24 protein-coding genes are annotated in these 22,016 nt (G+C 69.0%); 5 read left to right on the top strand and 19 right to left on the bottom strand.

The genetic code is table 11. The annotated features are described in order from the left end of the window. The first annotated feature begins 215 nt into the window (after positions 1–215). A complete protein-coding gene (locus VF584_02580; GenBank protein ID HEX8209046.1) occupies positions 216–1,202 on the top strand; it encodes a hypothetical protein in 987 nt (328 codons plus the stop codon). An 84-nt stretch (positions 1,203–1,286) separates the two neighbouring features. Here VF584_02580 and VF584_02575 read toward each other — a convergent pair whose 3' ends face one another. The 5 genes from VF584_02575 to ytxJ form a co-directional block, all read right to left on the bottom strand. Beyond that, positions 1,287–2,678, bottom strand: a complete 1,392-nt coding sequence (locus VF584_02575; protein ID HEX8209045.1) for an aminotransferase class V-fold PLP-dependent enzyme — start codon at positions 2,676–2,678, stop codon at positions 1,287–1,289. A gap of 54 nt (positions 2,679–2,732) precedes the next feature. Next, a complete protein-coding gene (locus tag VF584_02570; GenBank protein ID HEX8209044.1) occupies positions 2,733–3,083 on the bottom strand; it encodes a type II toxin-antitoxin system PemK/MazF family toxin in 351 nt (116 codons plus the stop codon). 3 nt (positions 3,084–3,086) lie between these two features. Then, positions 3,087–3,323, bottom strand: coding sequence for a hypothetical protein (locus tag VF584_02565; protein ID HEX8209043.1), 237 nt, complete (start codon positions 3,321–3,323; stop codon positions 3,087–3,089). 77 nt (positions 3,324–3,400) lie between these two features. Then, positions 3,401–4,615: an MFS transporter gene (locus VF584_02560; protein ID HEX8209042.1), complete on the bottom strand. Its 1,215-nt coding sequence runs from the start codon at positions 4,613–4,615 to the stop codon at positions 3,401–3,403. Continuing rightward, entirely contained in the window at positions 4,612–4,944 is a 333-nt protein-coding gene (ytxJ, locus tag VF584_02555) for a bacillithiol system redox-active protein YtxJ (protein HEX8209041.1), read from the bottom strand. The genes VF584_02560 and ytxJ overlap by 4 nt, the downstream gene beginning before the upstream one ends. A gap of 345 nt (positions 4,945–5,289) precedes the next feature. Here ytxJ and VF584_02550 point away from each other — a divergent pair, with 345 nt between their 5' ends. The 3 genes from VF584_02550 (at position 5,290) to VF584_02540 (ending at position 6,573) form a co-directional block, all read left to right on the top strand. After that, entirely contained in the window at positions 5,290–5,577 is a 288-nt protein-coding gene (locus VF584_02550; protein HEX8209040.1) for a BrnT family toxin, read from the top strand. Beyond that, positions 5,531–5,866 (top strand): BrnA antitoxin family protein, encoded by a 336-nt coding sequence (locus VF584_02545; protein ID HEX8209039.1) that lies wholly within the window; start codon positions 5,531–5,533, stop codon positions 5,864–5,866. The genes VF584_02550 and VF584_02545 overlap by 47 nt, the downstream gene beginning before the upstream one ends. 152 nt (positions 5,867–6,018) lie before the next feature. Further along, on the top strand, positions 6,019–6,573 hold the full coding sequence (locus VF584_02540) for an outer membrane beta-barrel protein (protein HEX8209038.1): 555 nt from the start codon (positions 6,019–6,021) through the stop codon (positions 6,571–6,573). A gap of 34 nt (positions 6,574–6,607) precedes the next feature. Here VF584_02540 and VF584_02535 read toward each other — a convergent pair whose 3' ends face one another. The 10 genes from VF584_02535 to VF584_02490 all read right to left on the bottom strand — a co-directional run bounded on the left by VF584_02535 (position 6,608) and on the right by VF584_02490 (position 16,266). Beyond that, entirely contained in the window at positions 6,608–7,483 is an 876-nt protein-coding gene (locus tag VF584_02535) for an EamA family transporter (GenBank protein HEX8209037.1), read from the bottom strand. Positions 7,484–7,608: 125 nt separating this feature from the next. Beyond that, complete coding sequence (locus VF584_02530; protein ID HEX8209036.1) at positions 7,609–8,472, bottom strand: D-hexose-6-phosphate mutarotase; 864 nt, start codon at positions 8,470–8,472, stop codon at positions 7,609–7,611. Positions 8,473–8,565: 93 nt separating this feature from the next. After that, positions 8,566–10,308: a serine/threonine-protein kinase gene (locus tag VF584_02525; GenBank protein ID HEX8209035.1), complete on the bottom strand. Its 1,743-nt coding sequence runs from the start codon at positions 10,306–10,308 to the stop codon at positions 8,566–8,568. A gap of 304 nt (positions 10,309–10,612) precedes the next feature. After that, positions 10,613–11,167, bottom strand: coding sequence for a multicopper oxidase domain-containing protein (locus tag VF584_02520; GenBank protein HEX8209034.1), 555 nt, complete (start codon positions 11,165–11,167; stop codon positions 10,613–10,615). Positions 11,168–11,266: 99 nt separating this feature from the next. Continuing rightward, positions 11,267–11,797, bottom strand: a complete 531-nt coding sequence (locus VF584_02515) for a hypothetical protein (GenBank protein HEX8209033.1) — start codon at positions 11,795–11,797, stop codon at positions 11,267–11,269. Between the two features lie 18 nt (positions 11,798–11,815). Then, positions 11,816–12,520 (bottom strand): hypothetical protein, encoded by a 705-nt coding sequence (locus VF584_02510; GenBank protein ID HEX8209032.1) that lies wholly within the window; start codon positions 12,518–12,520, stop codon positions 11,816–11,818. Continuing rightward, positions 12,517–13,032, bottom strand: a complete 516-nt coding sequence (locus VF584_02505; GenBank protein HEX8209031.1) for a hypothetical protein — start codon at positions 13,030–13,032, stop codon at positions 12,517–12,519. Before VF584_02505 ends, VF584_02510 begins: the two co-directional genes overlap by 4 nt. Before the next feature lie 363 nt (positions 13,033–13,395). Continuing rightward, the gene (locus VF584_02500) at positions 13,396–14,847 is read right to left on the bottom strand and encodes an NAD(P)(+) transhydrogenase (Re/Si-specific) subunit beta (protein HEX8209030.1); all 1,452 of its coding nucleotides are present in this window, start codon (positions 14,845–14,847) and stop codon (positions 13,396–13,398) included. Beyond that, entirely contained in the window at positions 14,844–15,125 is a 282-nt protein-coding gene (locus VF584_02495) for an NAD(P) transhydrogenase subunit alpha (protein ID HEX8209029.1), read from the bottom strand. The genes VF584_02500 and VF584_02495 overlap by 4 nt, the downstream gene beginning before the upstream one ends. A gap of 19 nt (positions 15,126–15,144) precedes the next feature. Continuing rightward, positions 15,145–16,266: an NAD(P) transhydrogenase subunit alpha gene (locus tag VF584_02490; GenBank protein HEX8209028.1), complete on the bottom strand. Its 1,122-nt coding sequence runs from the start codon at positions 16,264–16,266 to the stop codon at positions 15,145–15,147. Between the two features lie 303 nt (positions 16,267–16,569). On the opposite strand from VF584_02490, the gene VF584_02485 reads away from it, so the two are divergent. Beyond that, positions 16,570–18,036, top strand: a complete 1,467-nt coding sequence (locus VF584_02485) for a hypothetical protein (protein ID HEX8209027.1) — start codon at positions 16,570–16,572, stop codon at positions 18,034–18,036. Positions 18,037–18,141: 105 nt separating this feature from the next. Here VF584_02485 and VF584_02480 read toward each other — a convergent pair whose 3' ends face one another. The 4 genes from VF584_02480 to VF584_02465 form a co-directional block, all read right to left on the bottom strand. After that, complete coding sequence (locus VF584_02480; protein HEX8209026.1) at positions 18,142–19,638, bottom strand: hypothetical protein; 1,497 nt, start codon at positions 19,636–19,638, stop codon at positions 18,142–18,144. A gap of 95 nt (positions 19,639–19,733) precedes the next feature. Then, positions 19,734–20,471, bottom strand: a complete 738-nt coding sequence (locus VF584_02475; protein HEX8209025.1) for an HNH endonuclease signature motif containing protein — start codon at positions 20,469–20,471, stop codon at positions 19,734–19,736. A gap of 106 nt (positions 20,472–20,577) precedes the next feature. Next, positions 20,578–20,958, bottom strand: a complete 381-nt coding sequence (locus VF584_02470) for an NUDIX domain-containing protein (GenBank protein HEX8209024.1) — start codon at positions 20,956–20,958, stop codon at positions 20,578–20,580. A 313-nt stretch (positions 20,959–21,271) separates the two neighbouring features. Then, complete coding sequence (locus VF584_02465) at positions 21,272–21,700, bottom strand: hypothetical protein (protein HEX8209023.1); 429 nt, start codon at positions 21,698–21,700, stop codon at positions 21,272–21,274. Positions 21,701–22,016 lie beyond the last annotated feature (316 nt).

Below are 22,016 nucleotides of genomic sequence, written 5' to 3'. Positions count from 1 at the left end.
GGCGGGTGGCGCTCTCGCATGCCTTGAAGTGAACCCAGTCGGAGAGCCGGATGCGGGAAATCCGCACGTCCGGTTCGATGAGCGGGTCGGGGAAACCGGGCAACCATGCCACGGCGCCCCGACTCGACTCTACTGAGGCTGCAGTTGCCGGTCCGCATCCTGCTTTGTAGCTCGCGCGGTGACCGGTGGCTTCACAGACGCAAAGGATCGCTCCGGTGAGGGACGGGCAGAACGAGGAGACGAAAGAGGACGCGTCGGCGTGGATGAGGCACATGCGCAGCGGCGACTTCGAGGCGGCGTGGCGGGTCAGCGACACGGTGCTGCGGGGCCGCGCGGGCGCGTCGTGCGCGCACTGGCCGCGCCACGAGCAGTGGGTGTGGAACGGCGCGCCGCTCGATGGGAAGCGCGTCCTCGTGCGCTGCTACCACGGCCTCGGCGACACGCTGCAGTTCATCCGCTACGCCCCGCGCCTCCAGAGCACCGCGCGCGAGGTGATCGTGTGGGCGCAGCCAGAGCTGATCCCGCTCCTCTCCACCGCGCGCGGCATCGACCGCCTCCTTCCGCTTCACGACGGCGCGCCGGACGCGGAGTTCGACGCGGACGTGGAGGTGATGGAGCTCCCGCACATCTTCCGCGACACCCCGCGCACCCTCCCCGCCGAGGTCCCCTACCTGCACGCAGATCCCGCCCCGCTCCCCCGCGACGGGCGCGTGGCCGTGGGCCTGGTGTGGAAGGCGGGCGACTGGGACGAGCGGCGCTCCATCCCCCCCGAGCTCCTGGCGCCGCTCGCCGAGCTGCCCGGCGTGGAGCTGCACGTCCTCCAGCGTGGGCCTGGGTTGCGGGAGCGCCCGGCCGGCTTCGGCATAGACTCCGGCACGGACGACGTGCTGGCGACGGCGCGCGTGATGAAGGCGCTCGACCTGGTGGTGACGGTGGACAGCATGCCCGCGCATCTGGCCGGCGCGCTGGGAGTGCCCACCTGGACCCTCCTTCACGCCGATGCCGACTGGCGATGGATGGAGGAGCGCGACGATTCGCCCTGGTACCCCACGATGCGCCTCGTCCGTCAGGAGCGTGCGGGCGATTGGGCGGGCGTGGTCGCGCGCGTGGCCGCCGATCTGGCGAAGCGCGGGCGGCCCGCTGCAGCCCAAGATCTGAGCGCGCTCTCACAACAAAAGCTCACACAGAGAACACAGAAGTAACTGAAAGCCACAGAGAAAACCTTTGGGGTTCTCTCTGTGGCTCTGTGTCTCTGTGTGAGGCTATACGATGACGGCCCCCGCGCCTCAGTCCGCCGTGACCACCGACGCCATCTGCGCGTTCGACACCGAAGCCGCGGGCGCGTCGCGAAAGGTGGCGAGCACCTCCATCAGCCGCGCGACGTCCGCATCGTTGCTCGCGATCCCGACCGAGGCCCGGATCGCGCCCACCGCGTGGTCGTTCATGCAGTCCGAGAACTGCTGCAGCGTGAACGTCTCCGGCGTCAGCGTCTGGATGCAGCGGAACGCCTCGTCGTCGTGGTACTCGAAGGCGAACTCCGCCGCGCCCGGGTTGCAAAAGAAGCCGGTGCGGATGGAGACCCCCGCCTCGTTGGTGCGCTGCTCCACCACGCGGAAGTCGACCGTGTCGCCCTCAGGGTCGATCAGGTTGAACGCCACGCTCCCGCCCCGCATCACCGTCCCCTCGGGCCCGTACACGCGCACCATCGGCGCGCCGTTGGAGTGACGCAGCCCGGCCAGCTCGCGCAGCAGCAGCTCGGTGAGCCGCATCACGTGGGCGTTGATGCGCTCCATCCCCATCTCGCCCAGGAAGTCCAGCCCCGCCGACACCGCCGATATCCCCAGGTAGTTGAGCGTCCCGTCCTCGAAGGCGCGCCCGGTGACGTGCGACAGGTGCACGCTGTTCTGCGCGGAGACGAACCGCACCGTCCCACCGGAGAACCAGGGACGGTGCAGCTCGCCCAGCATGTTGCGGCGCGCCAGCAGCGCCCCCACGCCGGTCGGGTAGCCGAACATCTTGTAGAACGACAGCACCGCGAAGTCGGGCCCGTACTCCCCCAGGTCGAGCGGGCTGGTGGGGACGAACGCCGCCGCGTCCAGCAGCACGTGGTATCCACGCTCGCGCGCCGTCTCCACCCACTCCAGCGGGTGCTTGACGCCGCTGAAGTTGCTCTGCGCGGGGAAGGCGAAGAGGTGGTGCTTCCCCGGCTCCGCGCCGGCGAGATGCTCCTCGATGTCGTCCACCCGCAGCTCGCAGCCCAGCGGGACGTAGCGCACCTCGGCGCCGTGCGCGGTGGCGTACTCGCGCATCCCGTTGACGGAGTTGTGGTTGTCCGCCGTCAGCAGAAAGCGGCCGCCGGGCTCCCACGGGTACGCCTCGGCGATCAGCTTGAGCGCGCCGCTGGCGTTGAGGGTGAAGATGACCTCGTAGCTTTCGGGATCGGCGTTGAAGAAGTCGAGCACCCTGCGCCGCGCCTCCTCCACCAGCGTCGTGGCCGCCATCGACGACGGGTTGCGCGAGTGCGGGTTGCCGAGCACGCACCCGCACAGGTAGTCCGCGTGCGCGCGCACCTGGCTCTCGGCGTACAGCCCGGCGCCCGTGTAGTCGAGGTACACGTGCCCGCCGCGGTCCAGCCGGCTGAAGTCGCGCCCGCGAAGCTCGGCAAAGGTGTCGCTCATGCGTTCACACCCGGGATGAAGAAGGCCTGCGAAAATAGTCCCCACGCGCGACGTTCATCCGGCAAGGCCGAGCACGAGCTTCAGTCCCGCATCGACGGCCGCCATGAGCCGGGGCGGTACACGACCGACTTGCTCGTCGAGGAACTCCCGATCGATGGCCATGATCTGCGAGATGTTCGCCACCGAATCCTTGGCCAAGCCCACACTCCTGCCCGGGACCAGCACGTTCCCGGGAGCATCGACGAGGCGAAGGTTGCTCGTAAGGATCACGCCGAGCACCGTGCCAATGCGGCTTCGGTTGAACGAGTCGGCCTGCACGATGATCACGGGCCGGCGATACCCCGGCTCGGAGCCGCGCGGCTCTTCGAGCTCGGCCCACCAGACATCCCCGCGCCGAACGTCCACGGCTCACCAGGGGTTCTTGGCGACAGTGCGGCGTTGCGCGCGCCGGAGGGCAGGATCGAGTGCACTCGGCTCGGTCTCATACACCTGATTCAACCGTGCCGTGACCTCGCTTGGGCTGTGCTTCGCGAGGAACTCGGCCATCGCGGTCGCGTAAAGCTCGCTTCGGCTGACGCCAAGGCGTCCAGCCAGCGCGTCGGCGGCCGAGAAGATATCATCCGGGAGAGAGATCGCGGTTTTCATACGTCGATTATACCCGGGTTATACTCACCGCGCCAGTCCCTGATGACGCGAACCCGGCGTGGGGGGGGACCCGCTTCCTACACGCGGACCGCCCTGCCGCGCCGCATCGTCTCAGGCAGGTAGACGGCGACGAGGGCGGCCATCGCCAGCGCGGCGCAGGCGGCGACGACCGTGTTGCCGCCGAAGCCCCAGTACGCGTACGTCGCGCCGGCCAGCGCGCTTCCCACGCCGGAGCCTGCCTGGCCGACCGCCATCGACAGGCTCATCAGCGAGCCGCGCTGCCGGTCGGGGACGATCTCGGCCATCATCGCCTGGAAGGGGGAGGCGCGCGCGGCAAAGAGCGCCATCGTCCCCCCGAAGAGGAGGTAGGCGCCGGCCATGGAGCGCGCGAGGGGCACCGTCGCCGCGATCCCCAGCGCCAGGCCGATGCTGGCGCCGATCACCAGCCGCTTGCGCCCCGTGCGGTCGGAGAGGCGGCCGGCGGCGGGGCCCGTGAGCACCGTCGCCACGCCGCCGATGGCGAAGAGGAGCGCCACCTGCCCCGGCGTCGCGCCGCGCGCCTCCTCCAGCCAGGTGGGGAGGAAGAGGATGTACAGCGCCGTCCCCCCGAACATCCCGAAGCTCGACAGGACGGCGACCGCCGCCTCGCGCTGGGCCAGCAGCGCGCGGTAGTGGCGCAGCAGGTAGCGCACGCCGAGCGGCGCCCGCTGCAGCTCCACCTCCGCGTGCGGCACCCAGCGAACGATCATCAGCCAGGCGATCCCCATCGTGGCCGCGAAGACCAGGAATGGAGCGCGGAAGCCGCTGCGCGCGGCCAGCAGCGTCCCCACGGGGATGCCGAGGACCTGGCCGGCCGCCATCCCGCTCATCACCCAGCCGTTGGCCCACCCCCGCCGCTCGGGCGGAAAGTAGTCGCCCACGTACGCGGCGGTGGCGCCGGTCAGCACCCCGCCGCCCGCGCCGGTGAGCACGCGCACGGCCAGGAACGACCCGAAGCCCAGCGCCAGCGCGTGCAGCGCCAGCCCCACCGTCATCGCCGCGGCGCCCGCCAGCAGCATCCGCCGCCGGCCTACCCGGTCGCTCACCGGCCCCGCGACCACCGCCACCAGGGCGACGGCCACGGAGTATCCGGTGCTGATCCACGCCACCCGCCCCTCGGAGATGCGGAGCTGCTCCGCCACGCGGGGAAGGATCGGCGCCAGGATCATCGTCTGCGTGGTGACGGAGAAGACGAGGAGCCAGAGCGCCGCCAGCGTGGCCCATGCCGGGGGGCGGCGGGCGGGAGCCGTCACCCGCTGGCGGCGCCGCCCAGGTGCTGCTCCAGCGCGTCCGCGCGGATCTCCATCCGCGACTCATGGAAGACCGGCTTCCCCTGCCGCAGCAGGATCACCTGCGGCGACTCGTGCGTGATCCCGGTGCGCTCCTCGATGCTGTCGCTGAGGTCGCGGCTGGCGTGGATGTCGATGATGTTGATGGGCGCCTCGGGGTGGCGCTGCTCGAAGTCCGTCATCTGCTCGTGCGCCATCGCGCTGATGGGGCACGTCGTGTTGTGCTTGAAGAGGATCGCCTCGTCGGCGCCGAAGAGCTGCTCCAGCGCCTGGCTGTCGGTCACGTCCTGCATGATGCCTCCCTTGGGTGCGATGTTGCCGCTCGGATCGCGCGGCGGGCCGCCACCCCCGCGCAAAGGCCGGGCCTGCCTGGATCTCAGCGACCCACACGGATCTCGTAGGGGCGCGATTCATCGCGCCCGTGGCCGGCTCGGCTCCGGCGCTCGGACGCTATTCAAACGGGGTAATATCCAGTCCCGGTGTATCTCAGTACCGCAACCCGCTCTCTTCCGGTCGAGCCTGAAAAATCAACGAATTTTGGGCTGTTTTCTGCAGCGGCGACGGATCGCATCCGTGGATCAGGGTAAGATCGTCATCCTTGTGTTGTCACTACAGTGTGCATATAATAGGAGCGTCGAATGGAGGAACTGGAGTTCGAGTGGCATCAGCGAAAACGCTGGACGAACCTGACGAAACACGGGATCGACTTCGAAGACGCGATTGGTGTCTTCGATGGGCCGGTGTTCGTGAAGCGGTCGGATCGAAGCGGCGAACGACGTTTCGTCGCGGTCGGAGTGGTGGAGGGCCGGGTAGTCGCGGTCACGTACACAGTGCGCGGTGACATTTACCGCATCATCTCTGCGCGGCGAGCGAGGACGAATGAAAGACGAGGATACCACGCTGGTAAGGCGGCGCCTGGCGGATAGGCGCAGGGGCGAAACCGAGTGGGCGCGCGTAGATGCGCTCACGGATCAGGAGATCGAGGCGGCGGTCGCTGATGACCCGGATGCCGCGCCGCTCCTGAACGAGGAGTTCTGGGCGAATGCCGAACTGGTGATCCCCGCGGGAAGGAAGGAGCGGATTACCCTGCGTCTGGACGAGGAGGTGCTGGACCACTTCCGCAGGCTCGGGCGCGGCTACCAGACCCGCATCAACACCGTTCTTCGCGCATACGTCCGCCAGCAGCAGGCAACGACGACGCGGCGTGGTGCGTAGCTGCACGCCAATGCCGCGGCTGCCAACGGAACGCTCATCTTGGCGGTGGACCTCTCGGGATCGTGGCCGGGTATCCCCTGCCGCACGTGACTGAAATTGCGGTCGCGTGGCATCGGGGCCGTCGGCTCCGTCCACACCTTCCCGGGGGCAACATGAGGCTTGCAACGTTGGTGACGATCGGCGCGGTCGCGGCGGCATTCACGGCCGGTTCCGCATCCGCACAGGCCGGGGCGGACCAGTCCAGCACGCGCGGGCTGGGCGTGGGCGTGAGCTTCAACGCGAGCGCGGTGGGCGTCGGAGCGCCGAGGGAGGCGAACACGGGGAGCGGGGTCGGCGTTTCGATCGGGTACGGGGTCAACGACAACCTCAGCTTCTTTGCCCGTACGAACTACGCCTACCGCTCGTCGCACCTGGATGCCGGGGTGCGCTACAGCTTCGGCAGTCCGCGCGCGGCGCTGCGTCCGTACGCGGAGCTTGCCGCGACCCGCGTCGGCACCACGCCCGCCGAGGGGTTCCGCTCGACCGGGTACGGAGCGACCGCCGGAGTGGGGGTGGAGTACTTCATCAGCCGCAAGCTCGCGCTGGACGTCGGCGTCGTCCATTCGGAGGGGCGCTTCACCAGCCGGGAGATCGAGGGCAAGCCGGTCGACGGCACGTTCCGCTTCGCCTCGTCGCGGTTGAACATCGGGTTGAAGTGGCGCCCGTAGCGGGCCGCTGACCGATCGGCAATCGAGAGGGTGCTCACACGGCCGGGTGAGCACCCTCTTCGCTTTTCTCATCCGCCAGCACCACCAGGAGCACGCCCGCAAGCACGACGGCCGCGAACAGGTACCCGGCCGCGCCCAGCTGCTCCCCCCACACCAGGTACGCGGCGATGGCGGCGACGACGGGCTCGGTGGTGGCGACGGTGGCGGCGCGCGTCGCCTCGATGCGGCGGAGTCCGGCGCTGTACAGCAGGTACGAGCCGTAGGTGGGCACCACGGCCAGGAAGACGAGGACCGCCCACGTGGCCGCGGACTTGTCCGGATGGAAGCGGAAGAACGGAAGGAGCCCCGCGGCGCCCAGCGGCAGCGCATAGAGGAAGAGCGTGGGCGTAGGATAGCGCGGGAAGTAGCGCTTCCCAAAGACGTAGTGCGTCGCGTACGCCCACCCGGAGACCAGCCCCCAGAAGATCGCGCCCGCCCCCACGCGCACCTCCCCGCCCGCCGCGCGTGCCAGCCCCGCTACCCCCACCAGCGTCAGCGCGAGGGCGAGCACCTTGCGCACGCCCAGCGTCTCCCATCCCAGGAGCCAGGCGAGGAGCGCCACCCACACCGGTGCTGTGTACAGGAGCACCGCCGCCAGCGATGCGCCACCGAGCCGCACCGCCTGCATGTACGATGCGAAGAAGAGCGCGATCCCCACCAGCCCGAACGCGAACACCGCGGGCATGTCGCGCCGCTCGACCCTGACGCGCCGCAGCAATGCCGCGTGCGCGCCGAAGAGCACCGCCGTGATCGCCGCGCGCCAGAACGCGATCTCCAGCGGGTCGATGCCGTCGCGCAGCGCGAAGCGCGAGGCGGGGCCGAGCAGGCCCCACAGCACCGCCGCGCAGACCACGTAGAGGTATCCCATCATCCCCGCCGCACCGTCAACCGCATTGCCTCACACAGAGCCACAGAGGAAAGGGAAAAAAGAGCAGAAGGGGTTCTCTGTGTCTTGCAGTTGCCTCCGCGCCCTCTGTGTGAGGCCGTTTTTGGCGGTCAGAGGGATTCCACGGAAACCCGCTGCCACGCGCTCCAGCGGCCGCCCGCCTCCAGGCGCACCGGCACGGCGACGCTCCCCACCTCCACGCAGAGCATCTGGAGGTACTCGTCGTCCGCCATGTCGTCCAGCTTCGCGGCGCCCTCGATCCACGGGTTCCACACGACGGCGTCGGCGAAGCCCCCCTTCTCCAGAACCAACATCCGACCGCCGGCCCCGTCGCGGATGCGGAGGAGGTCGGGGGCACCGCGGTAGACACGGTCGAGAGGGCCGCCCACGGTGAGCTCGTCCTCGTCCTGCGCGCGGTCACGGTCCAGCTCCTTGTCGTGGAAGGAGATCCCCTTCAGCCCGAGCACCGCCGCCTCGCGCACGTCCGCCACGCGGAAGTAGCTGTGCAGCGCCGCCGTGAACCGGATCTCCTCCGCGCCGCGGTTGAAGACGTCCAGCCGCAGCTCGAGGCCGCCCTCGTCCAGCTCGACCACCAGCGAGGCTAGAAAGGTGTGCGGCCACAGGTTGAGCGTTTCCGGCGAATCCGTGAGGACGAAGGTGGCCCGCGCCACTCCATCCGCGCCGCCGGCCTCAGGGAGCGCCCATTCCGCCACCCGCGCGAAGCCGTGCTTGGGGAGCGGCCCCTGCTCCGCGAACTGCGGAAAGACGACGGGGACGCCACCTCGGATGGCGCTGGCCGCATCGAAGCGCGCCTGGCGGCTCACGAAGAAGACCTCCTCGCCGCCCGCTGGCACGTACGAGGTGAGGTGCGCTCCGTGCGCGTACGCCTCGGCGCGGGCGCCGGAGGGGTGCGCCAGGATCACGCACGGCAGATCGTTCTCGCCGGCCTCGACGGCGGCGGATGCGTCGGTCATGCGGGGGTTGGCCTGGATGGTGTGCACTTCCTGCGACTGCGCGTCCGCGGCATCGCTGCCGCGGACGCGCGAGTCTGCTCGATCAGCCGCCGTTCACTGCGGCCCGACCGGCGTCGTTCCCGATCCACCCGCCGTTCCCCCGCTGGGCGGCGACGGCGGGGGAGGCGGGGGGGCGGGCGGCAGCACGATGGTGTCGCGCGGCGGCGTGGGCGGTGTGGGCGCCGGGGGCTGCGGTTGCGGCTGCGGCGGCACCGGTTGGGGCGCGGGCGGCTGCGGCTGCGGCTGCGGCGGTACCGGCTGCGGCTGCGGCGGCTGGGGTTGCGGCTGCTGCGGCTGCGGCTGTTGGGGGACGGGCCGGCGTGGCGCCTGTCGCTGCGGCGGCAGGTTGGGGCGCGGACGCTGCACCGGCTGGCGCTGCACGGGCTGTCCGGGCGCCGGCCGCGGCACCACCTGTCCCGGCTGCGGTGCCGGAGCGCCGGGCTGGGGTGCCGGCTCGGTGATCACCGGCGCGTTGCCGCCGCCATCCGGGTTGATCGGCGCGGGGGACACCTGCACCGGCTCGCCGCCGCCCGGATCTTCCGCGGGCTGCGTGGGACCCGGATCCACGGGGAGCGGCTCGTCGCCCGGATCGTCTTGGGGCTCGCCGCCGGTCGTTCTTACGGAGTCGGCCGGCACGCCGGGCGACCGGTCCACGTCGCCGCCGCCCTGGTTCATCGCCCACAGCCCCGCCACCAGGCCGAGGAGCAGAATCGGCAGCACCAGCATCCACGCCGGCCGCTTGCGGCGCGGCGGGGGCGGGGCGGGGGTGTCGCGCGGCGGTGGGGGAGCCGCGGGCGGCGCCGCGTGCTGCACCGGCGCCGCGGCCGGCATCGGCACGGCGACGGGGATGGGCGCGATCACCGTCCGCTCGTCGTCGTCCATGATGGGCGGCAACGAGGTGGCGATCAGCGTGCCGCTGTCGTCCGCGTTCTCCGATGCGTCCAGCGCCGCCGCGAACTCCCCCGCGTCCTTGAAGCGGGCCCCCGGCTCCGGGAGCATCGCGCGCTCGATCACCGCCGCCAGCTCGGGCGTCACCTGCGGGTTCAGCTCGCGGATCGGCTGCAGCGACGAGGACGAGACGGAATCGCGATCCGCGCCGAACGGCTTCTTTCCGGTGAGGAGCTGGTAGCCCACCACGCCCAGCGCGTACACGTCGGTCGCGGGGGTCAGCGTCAGGTCGCCACGCAGCTGCTCCGGCGATGCGTACGCCGGCGAGAGCGGCGCGGCGCCGCGGGTGCGCGTCATCGACCCGTCGTCGTCGTCCGCCGTCAGCCGCGCGATGCCGAAGTCCAGCACGCACACGCGGAACGGCTGGTCCCCCTGCGCCTCGGCCAGGAAGAGGTTCGCCGGCTTTATGTCGCGGTGGATCAGCCCCGCGCGGTGCCCCACGGCGATCCCCTCGGCACCGTCGCGCAGGATGCGCAGCGCCAGCGGCAGGGGAGGGCGCCCTTCGCGCGCCAGGTAGGCGGCCACGTTCTCGCCGCGCAGCAGCTCCATCACGATGAAGTCGATCCCCGTCTCCGGATCGGTCCCGAAGTCGTAGACCGGCACCACGTTGGGATGGTGCGGCAGGGCGGCGGCCGCGCGCGCCTCGCGCTCGAAGCGGGCGCGCATGTGCTCGCGGAGCTCGGGCGTGGGCGCGGGAATGGAGAGCACCTTGACCGCGCTGGGGCGCCCCAGCCGCAGGTCGTCGGCGCAGTAGACCACGGCGAAGCCGCCGCGGCCGATCACCTCTCTTATCGTGTACCGCTTCACCAGCGTGCGGCCGGTGAGCAGCTCTTCGAACCCTGAAGACATCGTGCGTTCCGCGGGCGGTGGGTGCGCGCTCCGGTGCCCACTGCGGGCAAAGGACCCCACCCCGGCAAGATGCGGTCCGGCCCGTGCGAATCCCCGTGGGGCGCGATTCATCGCGCCCGCCCTCTCCCCCCACCCCAAATCCCCGCCCGCCCTCCGATCCCGTAGGGGCAGACCCACGTCTCTGCCCGTGCCCGCACATGCGCCGGCCCCTGCCCGATCTCGCCCCGCCGCGCCTGCATTAAAACCAGATGAAGGTGCCACGACCCCGGGTCACCAGCCCGCTCTGCCGCGGCACCCGAGCCCGTTACGCCCCGTGCCCGCCCGACCCGTGCGCGGGAATGGCGCCGCACGCCACGGGCGCCATCGGGTTCGCCCCCGCGCCGGCGTGGAAGTTCACCACGTGCTGCCCGTTCATCACCGTCCCCATCGACACCTTGACGGTGCTGGTGGAAGTGCCGGTGCCGCTCGCCATGGCGACGCTCTGCAGCGGTGCCACCACCGGCCCGAGCTGGTCGCACGTCCCCGAGTGAATGTGGCCAGGGTGCGTCCCGCTCCCCTGCCCCTGGAGGGTGACGGTCACCATCGTTTCGGCGGCGCCGTGCTCCATGATCTGCGCCTGCCCGGTGACCCCCGAGTTGTTGAGCGCCGTCAGCTGCACGGGAGTGGTGGCCGAGCTCTGCCCCGTCATCGTGCTCTCCGCGGGCGTGGTCGGCGGAGTGGTGGCGCTGGGCGCCGGCGCCGGCGACACGGCGGCGGTCGTGGTATCCCCCGCGCCTTCGGCACCGCCTTCACCCTCGCCCCCGCAAGCAGCAACCGCCAGCGCAAGCGCGGGCAACACCCATGTCCGGAACGCGATCATAGCTCTCTCCTGTCGATGTGGACGCACGGCCGCATTGGCCGCGCGCTCCCCGCCATGCAAGCCCCGTTCACACACCGCGGTGCAGTCCACGGCGACGCATCAGAACCGCGCCCCCACCCTCAGCAGCGGCCGGTTGGCGGGGTGGTCGAACGAGTGCACCGTCTTCCCCGCCGCGATCACCTCGCGCACCAGCCGGATGAGGTGTCCGCCGGGCGCCGCGTGCGGCACCACCAGCTCCCGCGCCAGCGACGCGACCAGCCGGTTGCGCGCCTCGGCCGTGGCTGCGCTCAGCTCCACAACGTCATCGGCAAACGGCGAGACCAGCAGCAGGCGCCCGCGGTCCAGCGGCGTGCGCCAGCGCGCGGGGATGCGCGTACCGGCCAGCCCCCGCGCCAGGCACACCACCACGGGCTGGGTTCCCTGCAGGAGCACCTCCAGGCACCCCCGCTCCACCGGCGACAGGAACCCGCCCACCACCGGAAACCTCAGGTCGCGCGCGGACCGGGCCCACGCCAGCGCGTGCTCCTCCAGCGGCGGCGGCACCCGCCGCGAGCACAGCAGCCCGATCAGCGCCTGGTCCAGCAGCGCCGGGTTGCCGAGGAGCGAGAGTGGCCGCGCTCGAATTCCCATCTGGAACCATCCCGCGCTTCAGCGAGCGGAGGACGGTGCCGCGATCCGCGCGAAACGCTCCCATACAACACGACGCACACCCAGGGCGAGACGCTCCGGCGGAAGAATGCCGTCGAGCACGTCCGCCGCGTCTTCGGAGCTCAGGAAAGAGCGTGCGTTCTCACCCAGCCACCCCCGCAGCTCCGCCGTCTCCGCCTCGATCTCGGCCAGCAGCTCGGGACGGCCGGCCACCACCGACACGATGTCCTCCACGTCCCGGCTGCTGAATGGATCGTCCTGCCCTCGCTCGCGAAACGCCAGCCACTTCGTCGCCAGGAAGAGAGGTGCCGATACGATGCGCAGGTGGAGATCCGGCGCGAGCTCGTGCGGAATCGCGCGCTCGTACGCCGCGCGATACCACGGATTGCCGAAGCGCAGGACCTCCGGCACGGTCGGCATCACGTCCAGGACCCCCGCCGCGGAGCGCCAGCGGCAGAGCGGCGCGCCCTCCGAGCTATCCTCAGTGAACCCCCTCGAGCGGAGCCGGTCCGAGAGGGTGGCGTACTGGCTGAGCGTAGCCACGGGACAGATCACGTCCACGTCGTCCGTGTACCGCATCCTCGCCTGCGTGGGCGCGGTGATCAGCAGCTCCGTCACCTGCCCGCCGACGAACACGACCTCATCGCGGATGTCGCCCAGCATCCGCGCCACCGCCTCCAGAGTGTCGCGGTTCGGCGTCCTCATGCACCCTCGCCGCAGATGACCAGGCGGAGCAGTTCCGCGGCACGCCCACGCTCGCGCGCCCGTCCGATGCGTAGCGCGTCCACCAGCGCGAGTGCCCGGTACAGCTCGGGTGCGCTGTGCACCAGCTCGGGCGCGCCCGGGTACAGCGGCGTCAAGCTCGTCCCCCGCATGGAACCGCCGATGCTCGGCCAAACCACCGGCTCGTCGAAAACGATCTCATCACTGAGCGGGGGGGCCGCGTACGCGGTCGGCACCCCCCCCGCGCTCGGGCCCAGGATCGCGGGGAAGGCGTAGCGGGCGCCGTGGAGCGTGAACTCGGCAAGGTTGCGGCGATGAACGCACTTGGACCCATCGCGCACCAGCCCCGCCGTCACCAGGCGTCGCACGCTCGCGTGCACCGCCCCCGCGCTCAGCCGCAGCCGTGCGGAGAGCACCTCGTATGAATCCTTTTCGCCCGCCAGGAGCGCCAGGCCGACGACCAGGTCCGCTGGCCGGAGGGTAATCTGCGCCATCGGTGCACCGTGCATTCGATATTCATGAACCGTGAATGCTCGAATGTAGGTACACGCGTTCCCCAAGCCAAGGATGACGCGCGGACGAGAGCGGCTGTGGTGGCGCAGATGGGTCACGATCGTTCCCGGCATCAGGGCACGCGAAGGTGCGCCCCGGCGCCGCCGCGGGCCCACCCCGAATCAGGTGCCGTGCAGGGTAGCCGTCGCCGTTGCAACGATCCAGAGCGACGTTCCGCCATCAGCTACGCGCATTGTGCGGGACGTGGCGCCTCGTGGATGCTTGTGGCGGGCGCAAAAGAGAGAGGCACAGAGAAGTTCTCTCCGTGCCTCCTGTCTCTGTACGAGCCAAAGCAGTTCAGCGGTTCACACGATTTTCACCTCCGCCACCAGCGCCTCCAGCGACTTCTTGGCGTCGCCAAAGAGCATTGCGGTGTTGGGGAGGTAGAAGAGGTCGTTCTCCACGCCGGAGTACCCGGCCGCCATGCTCCGCTTGAGGACGATGACGTTCCTGGCGTGGTCCACGTTCAGGATCGGCATCCCGTAGATGGGGCTGGCGGGATCGGTGCGCGCGGCCGGGTTCACCACGTCGTTGGCGCCGATCACCAGCACCACGTCGGTGCGGGCGAGCTGCTCGTTGATCTCGTCCATCTCGAAGAGGTGGTCGTACGGCACGTTGGCCTCGGCCAGCAGCACGTTCATGTGCCCCGGCATGCGCCCGGCGACGGGGTGGATGGCGTAGCGCACGGTGGCGCCGCGGGCCATGAGCAGCTCGCTCAGCTCGCGCGCCACGTGCTGCGCCTGCGCCACCGCCAGCCCGTAGCCGGGCACGATCACCACCTGCCCCGCGTACCCCAGCAGCACCGCCGCGTCGTCTGGCGCGATGGTGCGCACGGAAAGCCCGGCGGCGGACTTCGTGCTCCCCTCGCCCGCGTCGCCGCCGAAGCCGCCCACCAGCACGCTGAAGAGCGAGCGGTTCATCGCCTGGCACATGATGCGGCTGAGGATGATCCCCGACGCGCCCACCAGCGCGCCGCTCACCAGGAGGGCGTGGTTGCGCAGGACGAAGCCGTTGGCCGCCGCGGCGAGCCCGGAGTACGAGTTGAGGAGCGCCACCACCACCGGCATGTCCGCCCCGCCGATGGGGATCACCAGCAGCACCCCCAGCACCAGCGCCGCCGCCGCCGTGGCCGCCACCGCCATCGCCAGCGGCCCCGGGTTGTACGCCGAGTCGCCCAGGGCCCACAGCGAGTACGCGCCGGCCAGCACCAGCACCGCCGCCAGCAGCGCCGTGACGACCCGCATCCCCCGAAACGACACCGGGTTGCCGGGAAGCTTGCCGTTCAGCTTGCCGTACGCCACCGCGCTCCCGGAAAAGGTCACGGCGCCAATCAGCACGCTCAGCAGCACCGATACGACGAGCGCCGCATCCAGCGCCCCCAGCCCGTGCGCGGCGAAGCCGGCGCCGGCGAGCCCCTCGCGCGCGGCGGCCTGGTAGCGCGTCACCTCCGCCCACGCCACCAGCGCCGAGGCCGCCCCGCCCAGCCCGTTGAGCGCGGCGACCATCTCCGGCATCTCCGTCATCTGCACCCGCCTGGCCAGGACGGCGCCGAGCGCGGTGCCCAGCGCCAGCCCCGCCACGATCATCCACGGCGCCAGGATGCGGCCCACCAGCAGCGTGGCGACGACGGCGACCAGCATCCCCACCGCGGCGATCTGGTTGCCGGCGCGCGCGGTGGCCGGCGAGCCGAGCCGCTTGAGGCCCACGATGAAGAGGCAGGCCGCCAGCAGGTACGCCAGGTTGACGACGGTGCTCATGGGGCATCCTTCTTCCTGAACATCTGCAGCATCCGGTCGGTCACCAGGAAGCCGCCCACTACGTTCACCATCGCCAGCACCAGCGCCACGAAGCCGAGCCAGCGGGCGAGCGGACCCTCCGCCATCCCGGCCAGCACCAGCGCGCCCACCACCGTGATCCCGCTGATGGCGTTGGAGCCGGACATCAGCGGGGTGTGCAGCGTCTGGGGCACCTTGCCGATGACCTCCGCCCCCACGAAGGCCGCCAGCACGAAGACGATCAGGAGCGTTTCGAGCATCGGGATTCCGGTATGAGGGTCAGGCGAGCGCGCGGACGCGCTCGTGCACGATCTCGCCGCCGCGGGTGATGCAGGCGGAGCGAAAGATCTCGTCCGCGGGGTCGGGGTCGAAGCGCCCCTCGCGGGTGAACTCGGTGACCAGCGCCGCCAGGGTGCGGGCGTACATCTGGCTGGCGTGCATCGGCATCTCGGCGGCGACGTTGAGCGGCCCCAGCACGCGCGCCCCGCCCGCCTGCACCCACGTGCCCGGCTGGGTGAGGGCGCAGTTCCCCCCGTTGGGCGCGGCCAGGTCCACCACCACCGAGCCGGGCGCCATCGCCAGCACCGCATCGCCCGACACCAGCAGCGGCGCGCGCCGCCCGGGGACGAGCGCCGTGCAGATCACCACGTCCGACGCGGCCACGTGCTGGCCGAGCAGCTCCACCTGGCGACGCTGGCGTTCCTCGTCCAGCGCCGCGGCGTACCCGCCCGCCCCCTCGGTGCCGGCGGTGTCCAGCGCCAGCTCCACGAACTTCGCGCCCAGGGAGCGCGCCTCCTCGGCCGCGGCGGCGCGCACGTCGTACGCGGAGACCTGCGCGCCCAGCCTGCGCGCGGTGGCGATCGCCTGCAGCCCCGCGACCCCCGCGCCCAGCACCAGCACCTTTGCGGGCCGCACCGTCCCCGCGGCCGTGGTGAGGAGGGGGAAGAAGCGCGGGAGCGCCTCGGCCGCCAGCAGCACGGCGCGGTAGCCGGCCACCGTGGCCATGGCGGAGAGGGCGTCCATCTTCTGCGCGCGGGTGATGCGCGGCACCATCTCCAGCGCGATCGCCATCACCCCGGTGCGCGCGAGCCGCCGCATCCCTTCGACGTCGTCCAGCGGCCGCAGCATCCCCACCAGCGCCGCGTCCGGGCGCAGGAGGTTGAGGCCGTCGGGCGCCGCCACGCACGCCACCACGTCCGCCCCCAGCGCCGCCGCCCGGTCGCCGACGCGCGCGCCCGCCGCCAGGTACGCGCCGTCGTCGTGGTACGCGCCCAGCCCCGCGCCGCTCTCCACCACCACCTCGAAGCCGGCGCTCACGAGGCGCGTGACCGTCTCCGGGACCAGCGCTACGCGTCGCTCGCCCCGCGCCGTCTCGCGCGGTACGCCTATGAGGGTGGGCATGGGGATCGGGTCGGATGTGGGCGGGGAGGTGGTCGCGTAATGTAGGGGCGGGGTGTGCGGCGGGAACAGGGTCTTCACGTTGCCCGCCTCATGCGAACGACAGCCTCACATCGAAGCGCCGAGAGGAACCACGACTCACGTACAATCCCTTCTTCCGTTCTTTCCGTTTCCTCTGCGTCTCCGTGTGAACCCGCCGTTCGGCCCGTCCCTGTTGCGCGGCTGGCGCGGCGCGTTTAGGATCGGCGTGCCCGCTGGTCCACCTGTCCTCTCCCGCCACTTAGCTCCAGTCAAAGGGAGTTTCTGATGATCGCACACGTACGCGCATCCATCGCCGCGCTGTGGCTGCTGGCGGCCTGTTCCGCTTCCGCCGCCGCGCAGCAGCGCCAGTGCTCGGCGGCCGACAGCGCGCGCATCGGCTGGAGTGCGCCCCAGGGCGAGGCCGAGGAGACGTGGCGAGCCGCGCTCGTGTCCGGGGGCCTGATCGCGGCGGGGGCGGAGGCGGTACACATCCCCTTCGGCTCGCTGCACTCGTTGTCCGGGAGCGACTACGACCGGACGAGCCAGCTTAACACCGACCTCATCGACGCAATCCGCGCGCGAATCGGCGACGGCCCCTCCAGGACCCATGCCCTGGTGCGCATCGAGGCCGACAGCACGCTGTCCGGCCTGATGCTCGTGCTCCCGTCCGGGATGGTGTCGATCAGGGAATCCGTCACCGAGAAAACCCGCCGGCTGCGCGCGGTTCCGGCCGTCAGCAACGGGTGCCCGATGGGCATCTGGTACCCGATCACCATCGAGAGCTACGGGACGCGGATCGTCGGCAGAGGAACCAGGCAGCCGCCACGTCCACTGGAGCCAGAGGCGGAGCGGGTGGGGAGCTTCGAAGTGCTGGTGGTCAGGAGCTACTTCACGGGCGAGGACCAGAGCAACGCCTCCACCAGGCCGCGGAGTGGAACGGGGGGAGAGCTGCGATGGTGGTGCGCGGAAGGGGGCGGCGTGTGGGTGGGCGTGACCCTCCCCGCGGCCGCGCGCGACGGAGAGACCCGGCCCGTGGAGTGGAGCTTCGACGGCGACGCGCCGGCCGCGGCCTCGCTGCGTGGGGTGAGGGAGTTCCACCGCTGGTTCCTGCCCGATGAGGACGTCGCCCGCTTCACCGTGCGCGCCAGGACGGCGCGGCGCCTGGTGGTCCGCATGCCGGCCGACGGCACGGAGTACCAGTACGATCTGGAGCAGCCCCGCCAGGCGCTGGACCGGCTGGCCTGCGCGCCTGGCACGCCGTTGGCCGGGCGTATTCCGCGGGCGCCTGAAGGGGAGTTCACGGGGGTTGGCAGGGCGGGGGGAGTTATGTCGCCGCCAACCCAGGGCAGTGGCACGTACGAGGTCCCCGCGCCGCTGCGCTCGCCCGGCGACCAGTGGGTCAAGGTCTTCCAGTGGAATGAGGGCGGCGTCGATTGGATCGACACCACCTCCGTCAGCCGGGTGGGTAAAAACGTCTACCGGTTCACCCTCAGGCGCATCGAGCACGCCCCCATGAGGAGGGTGTCGGATGGACTGACGTTCGACGCGAGCGACGACCTGCTGGAGTTCGACTGCGCCCGGATCCGTAGCCGACTGCTGACGAAGAAGTTCCTGTTGTGGGGCCGCGTATTGGCCGAGGAGGCACCCCCCGGGCGGGATTGGACACGAGAGATCCCTCAGTTCAGGGACTCCTATTGCCCGGTGCTAACCCGGGCACAGCCGCGACCGCTGCCCGCATCCACGAACCCGTGACGAACGAGCGTACATCTCACGCCCAGTGCGGCGGCCGCTGCTGAGTTTCGACCATTCACCATTTTTATCGTGCGGAGCAGGAGCGTATCGGCTTCAAAGCTGGATTTAGCGCATGAGTGCTCCCAAGGGACCAGGAACTCCGATACCACGGTCCGTTGGAATGCGCGGGATCCACTCCGTTATCGCGGCTGCGACATCACGCGTTGGAGAATCGGCGCTCGCGAGCTGCATTAATGCCGTCAGTTCCTCCTGCGCCACAACGCTTATCTGGTCCCGTGCAGCATCGCGAAGCTCAGCCAAAGAGAGTTCCGAACGGGGTGCCGAGGTGACCAATACAGGTTCAACTACTCGATCGATGAGGCTTTCCATTTCACGAGCACGTTGCACCAGTTTCCCCAGCTTCCCTCCCGATCCGATCGAACCAAGCGTGCATTCAATCGCGTACGCGCGTTCCGAATACGGATCGAACGCGAAAACATCAAGCGAGTTGCTCAGCTTGCCCTCTGGTCCCATCTGAAGCGCCTGAAAGCCTAGGAGGTAGAACAACCGTGCAACAGCTCTTTCGAATCCATGGGTGGTTTCCTTGGTAGCGCTACTCGGGTTGAGTAGTGCGTGGAGGTGTCGCATCCCGTCGTCCACGCTAGCATACGTCCGTACTCGCGGATTTCGCTGTCTGAATGAGGGGTCCTCTAGCGTCAGTCCATCGACACGAAGGCCTCTGATACGTAGCGTGAGGACGACTCGTTCGGCGGCGAGATCCTCGATGATGATTAGGGCAGGAGAGATTTCTGCCCCTGGATCCAATAGAGCGTCCTTCACGAGTATTGATTCTGCCCTAACAAGATCGCCACCTGCGAATGCAGCGATTCCTAGTTCTGTCTGTCGAAGCGCTTGGGGGGTATGAGCATCCAACTGAATCGTAAGCCTGCCGTTGTCGAGCCGGGAACGCCGGGTGTCGAACTGTACTGACACCGGAAGGCGCAAGTGGAACTCCGTCGCGTGGTCCCCCCTAGCCCCCCGCCGGAGCCCCACTATACCCTCGGCAACCCCGTTGTACCCATCAAATGGTACCCGGGCAGTGTGTAGGTGCGTATCTAGTTCACCCTCGCGCCACTCGGTTGGAGCAAGGGTAGCAGATAGCGAGTCGCCTCTCGCAGTATATACTAGAGCAGGCCAACGACTGGAATTTGCTGGCACCCAGGAGGGCTGAATCCACGGCCGATTTGTGGCAGGGTTATCGAAAGTCCAGAAATCTGCGTACGGCACTTCGCCATCTCGCCCATCACTACGCAGGTATAGGATTTCGTCCTCTCCGGCAAAGAGCTTTCCGCGAGCCACTCCCACGAGCAACTCCGGGAGCTCCTCGGCGCTTACGAACCAGCGCCGCGCGAGCACCCTCTCTGTTCTGATCTCGGGAGCGATGTGTTCCAGCGGGATCGGCGTTCTTTCAACTAGCTTTACGTGAGTCAACGCGTTCCGCCATTGATCGGCCACGCGAACCGCCAGTGCGCGTACATCTAGGAGACTCGTTTCACCGATAATCTGCCTCCCTGCCAGTACAAACCTTTGTGCCTCGGCGCTTAGATATTCTGCACTGGTCATCAATACCCAATCGTTTGTGGTTGGTGCTGCGATAGGCAGCGAGGCAACGTGCAGCTTCTCGCTCCCATACACATCATGCGCATGCACCAATAAAGTTAGCGAGCATGTGAAGAGTTTTCTTCGAGCGCGATTACCTTCTCAGCTAGTTGCTCGTTGTAAGTCGCGCCGCCGTTGCTGAAGTGAACACGTCGATGGCAATTTGGGCAAAGTGCGACAACCCATCGCGGATGGTCGGGCCCTCCGTCGGCTCGGCGGCGAATGTGATGTGGCTCCAGGTACGGGGAGCCCGTCGGCGTTCTAAACGGCGCTTCGAATCCGCAACCCTCGCAATACCCTGCAGCCCTCCGCAGCACGTATGCGCGCACAGCCTGGCTGCGACGGTAGGCATTCGCCTTCCTCTGCTGCGGGGTCGCGCCAGCAGACGCAGATTCAAGAGCGATGCGCCTAAGTTCTTCTAGTGACTTAGTCTTCGGAAGCCCCCTCCCCACGCGATCGACAACGATATCAGCAGCGGCAGTTCCTTCTTCCGAGCTGACTGGCGCGAGCTCAAATACAATGGTGCGACGCGGGTTCCCTTCCCGGTCGGCAGCAACCTGCTCGTGGTCGTCAAGATACTGCATCTCGCCGACGTATCGCACATATCCAGGCTGCGTAGATTCGAAGAGGTGGAGCGATTTTGAAAGTTGGACATGGTTCTGAATCGCCCAATTCCCCCGGATCATCTTCATGTCACCGACCTGTCCCTCACCTGTGTACCAGTACGTCCCGTCATCTCTGAAGCCGTCCTCATAACCGTACTGCTCGCCTTGGTCACCCGTAAAGATCCAAATCATCGGATGTTCGGCTGGGGTGCTGATCCCGCCGTACGGTTGCCCTTTAAACTGCCTGTGCAGATCCCTTCGACGGTACACAGCTCCTGGGACGAACATGGTAGTACTTTCAGGACTGGGTGAGGTGCTCCACAACGAAGTCTCGATCGCTTGGAGCTAGCGGAAGTTGCAGGAGTTGTTGGGGGTGGCACCAGACGAGCTGGTCATGCGCAAGAAGAACTGGTGAACCGCGGATCTCAGCCTCTACAAACTCAATCACGAACTCGGACCCGGGGTCGGCTCGCGTGAAGAGGACTCTCCCAGTATAGGTCACCGAGACTGCGAGCTCTTCTGCGAGCTCCCGAGCCACTGCCTGAGAAATCGACTCGCCGTCCTTAACCTTGCCACCCGGGAACTCCCATAGGCCGCCGTGGCGCTTACCGTGAGGCCTGAGGCAGACAAGATATCTGCCGCTTTGTTCGATCACGGCGGCGACTACTCGAATTTGCATCCTAAGACGTTACCGTTTGAACTGGCACGTGCGCAGGGTGTCACAATTTACGCCGTCCGTTCTGACTCGCAAGGTTGTTCTGTTGAAGGCCAACAAAGTCGCTGTTCGTCCCCGAGAATTCCGTTGATCGCACGAAAAGGCTGCACAACGCATAAGCGCCGTGCAGCCTTTTGGATTTCCCGCGGTCTAAGTTCGCGCGTACTCGGTCGGAAACTCTCGCAAGCGCCTCGGAGCGCCTGCCGTTCAAGGCCTCGCGCTCTCCAGGCGAGAATTCACGGCTGGCCTCATCTCGCTAGATGATGCTGGCGGAGGATCACCCCCAGAGCTTCTTCCAGAACGGCCGGTCGTCCAGTGTGAGCTCTACGGCGCCGGGCAACTCCACCGGTTCGACCTCCGTTCCAGGAAAGTGCTCCGCGAGCAGACGGTCCTCTTTGTCGTACATCGAAAGCCCGAGGTCCACCTCGTCGTCGTAGAGCAGCTGGACGCGGAATTTGCGGTCCTTGACCAGGAAGAGCATCGCTCGCCAACGGTAGCGGGGGCCTGCCTCCCTGGAGTGCTCCCACGCGTCGCGAACCGCGTCGGCCAGTTCGTGGAACTCCAGCGCGCAGCGCAGCTTTTCCGCACCGGGCGGAGCATACCGCAGGATCATGTGATCCAGGGCATCCTCCACCTCGGCGTAGAGAAGGATGCGCGCGTCGGGGTCGCCGGCGACGTCCAGGGCCGCGAGGCCGATGCGGTTCATCCCCTCGCCAAGCTCGTCGTAGATGCGGCGTAGGAGCTCACTGGACGTCTCCAGGCGTTACGCGGTCACCGGGAGCCGCGACTTCCGGCCGGCAAAACGAGGCACCCGCGTCTCACGACTCGGGGGGGGCTCCGTCGCGGATCAGGGCTGCACCACTGCCACCGTGTCCGTAGCCTCCGCCACCGGCGGGGCGATGCTGTCCGGGCGCGGGGCCTCGGCGACGGGGGCGACGACCGGCGCGATCTCGGCGAGCTGGAGCTTGGGGACCGGGGGGCGCAGGGTGGAGAGGTCGGCCAGGGCGAAGGAGGCGCCGCCG

Origin of the sequence: Longimicrobium sp., from assembly GCA_036389135.1 — a bacterium.
Lineage (GTDB): Bacteria > Gemmatimonadota > Gemmatimonadetes > Longimicrobiales > Longimicrobiaceae > Longimicrobium.
The sequence above is the reverse complement of the archived record's forward strand: the minus strand, read 5'-3'. Positions and strand labels throughout refer to the sequence as shown.

Bases quoted from the DNA above. Each gene is read 5' to 3' on its own strand.
- VF584_02575 (HEX8209045.1), bottom strand. From the start codon at position 2,678: ATGAGCGACACCTTTGCCGAGCTTCGCGGGCGCGACTTCAGCCGGCTG.
- VF584_02565 (HEX8209043.1), bottom strand. From the start codon at position 3,323: ATGAAAACCGCGATCTCTCTCCCGGATGATATCTTCTCGGCCGCCGAC.
- ytxJ (HEX8209041.1), bottom strand. From the start codon at position 4,944: ATGCAGGACGTGACCGACAGCCAGGCGCTGGAGCAGCTCTTCGGCGCC.
- VF584_02550 (HEX8209040.1), top strand. From the start codon at position 5,290: ATGGAGGAACTGGAGTTCGAGTGGCATCAGCGAAAACGCTGGACGAAC.
- VF584_02545 (HEX8209039.1), top strand. From the start codon at position 5,531: ATGAAAGACGAGGATACCACGCTGGTAAGGCGGCGCCTGGCGGATAGG.
- VF584_02540 (HEX8209038.1), top strand. From the start codon at position 6,019: ATGAGGCTTGCAACGTTGGTGACGATCGGCGCGGTCGCGGCGGCATTC.
- VF584_02535 (HEX8209037.1), bottom strand. From the start codon at position 7,483: ATGATGGGATACCTCTACGTGGTCTGCGCGGCGGTGCTGTGGGGCCTG.
- VF584_02530 (HEX8209036.1), bottom strand. From the start codon at position 8,472: ATGACCGACGCATCCGCCGCCGTCGAGGCCGGCGAGAACGATCTGCCG.
- VF584_02525 (HEX8209035.1), bottom strand. From the start codon at position 10,308: ATGTCTTCAGGGTTCGAAGAGCTGCTCACCGGCCGCACGCTGGTGAAG.
- VF584_02520 (HEX8209034.1), bottom strand. From the start codon at position 11,167: ATGATCGCGTTCCGGACATGGGTGTTGCCCGCGCTTGCGCTGGCGGTT.
- VF584_02515 (HEX8209033.1), bottom strand. From the start codon at position 11,797: ATGGGAATTCGAGCGCGGCCACTCTCGCTCCTCGGCAACCCGGCGCTG.
- VF584_02510 (HEX8209032.1), bottom strand. From the start codon at position 12,520: ATGAGGACGCCGAACCGCGACACTCTGGAGGCGGTGGCGCGGATGCTG.
- VF584_02505 (HEX8209031.1), bottom strand. From the start codon at position 13,032: ATGGCGCAGATTACCCTCCGGCCAGCGGACCTGGTCGTCGGCCTGGCG.
- VF584_02500 (HEX8209030.1), bottom strand. From the start codon at position 14,847: ATGAGCACCGTCGTCAACCTGGCGTACCTGCTGGCGGCCTGCCTCTTC.
- VF584_02495 (HEX8209029.1), bottom strand. From the start codon at position 15,125: ATGCTCGAAACGCTCCTGATCGTCTTCGTGCTGGCGGCCTTCGTGGGG.
- VF584_02490 (HEX8209028.1), bottom strand. From the start codon at position 16,266: ATGCCCACCCTCATAGGCGTACCGCGCGAGACGGCGCGGGGCGAGCGA.
- VF584_02485 (HEX8209027.1), top strand. From the start codon at position 16,570: ATGATCGCACACGTACGCGCATCCATCGCCGCGCTGTGGCTGCTGGCG.
- VF584_02480 (HEX8209026.1), bottom strand. From the start codon at position 19,638: ATGACCAGTGCAGAATATCTAAGCGCCGAGGCACAAAGGTTTGTACTG.
- VF584_02475 (HEX8209025.1), bottom strand. From the start codon at position 20,471: ATGATTTGGATCTTTACGGGTGACCAAGGCGAGCAGTACGGTTATGAG.
- VF584_02470 (HEX8209024.1), bottom strand. From the start codon at position 20,958: ATGCAAATTCGAGTAGTCGCCGCCGTGATCGAACAAAGCGGCAGATAT.
- VF584_02465 (HEX8209023.1), bottom strand. From the start codon at position 21,700: ATGAACCGCATCGGCCTCGCGGCCCTGGACGTCGCCGGCGACCCCGAC.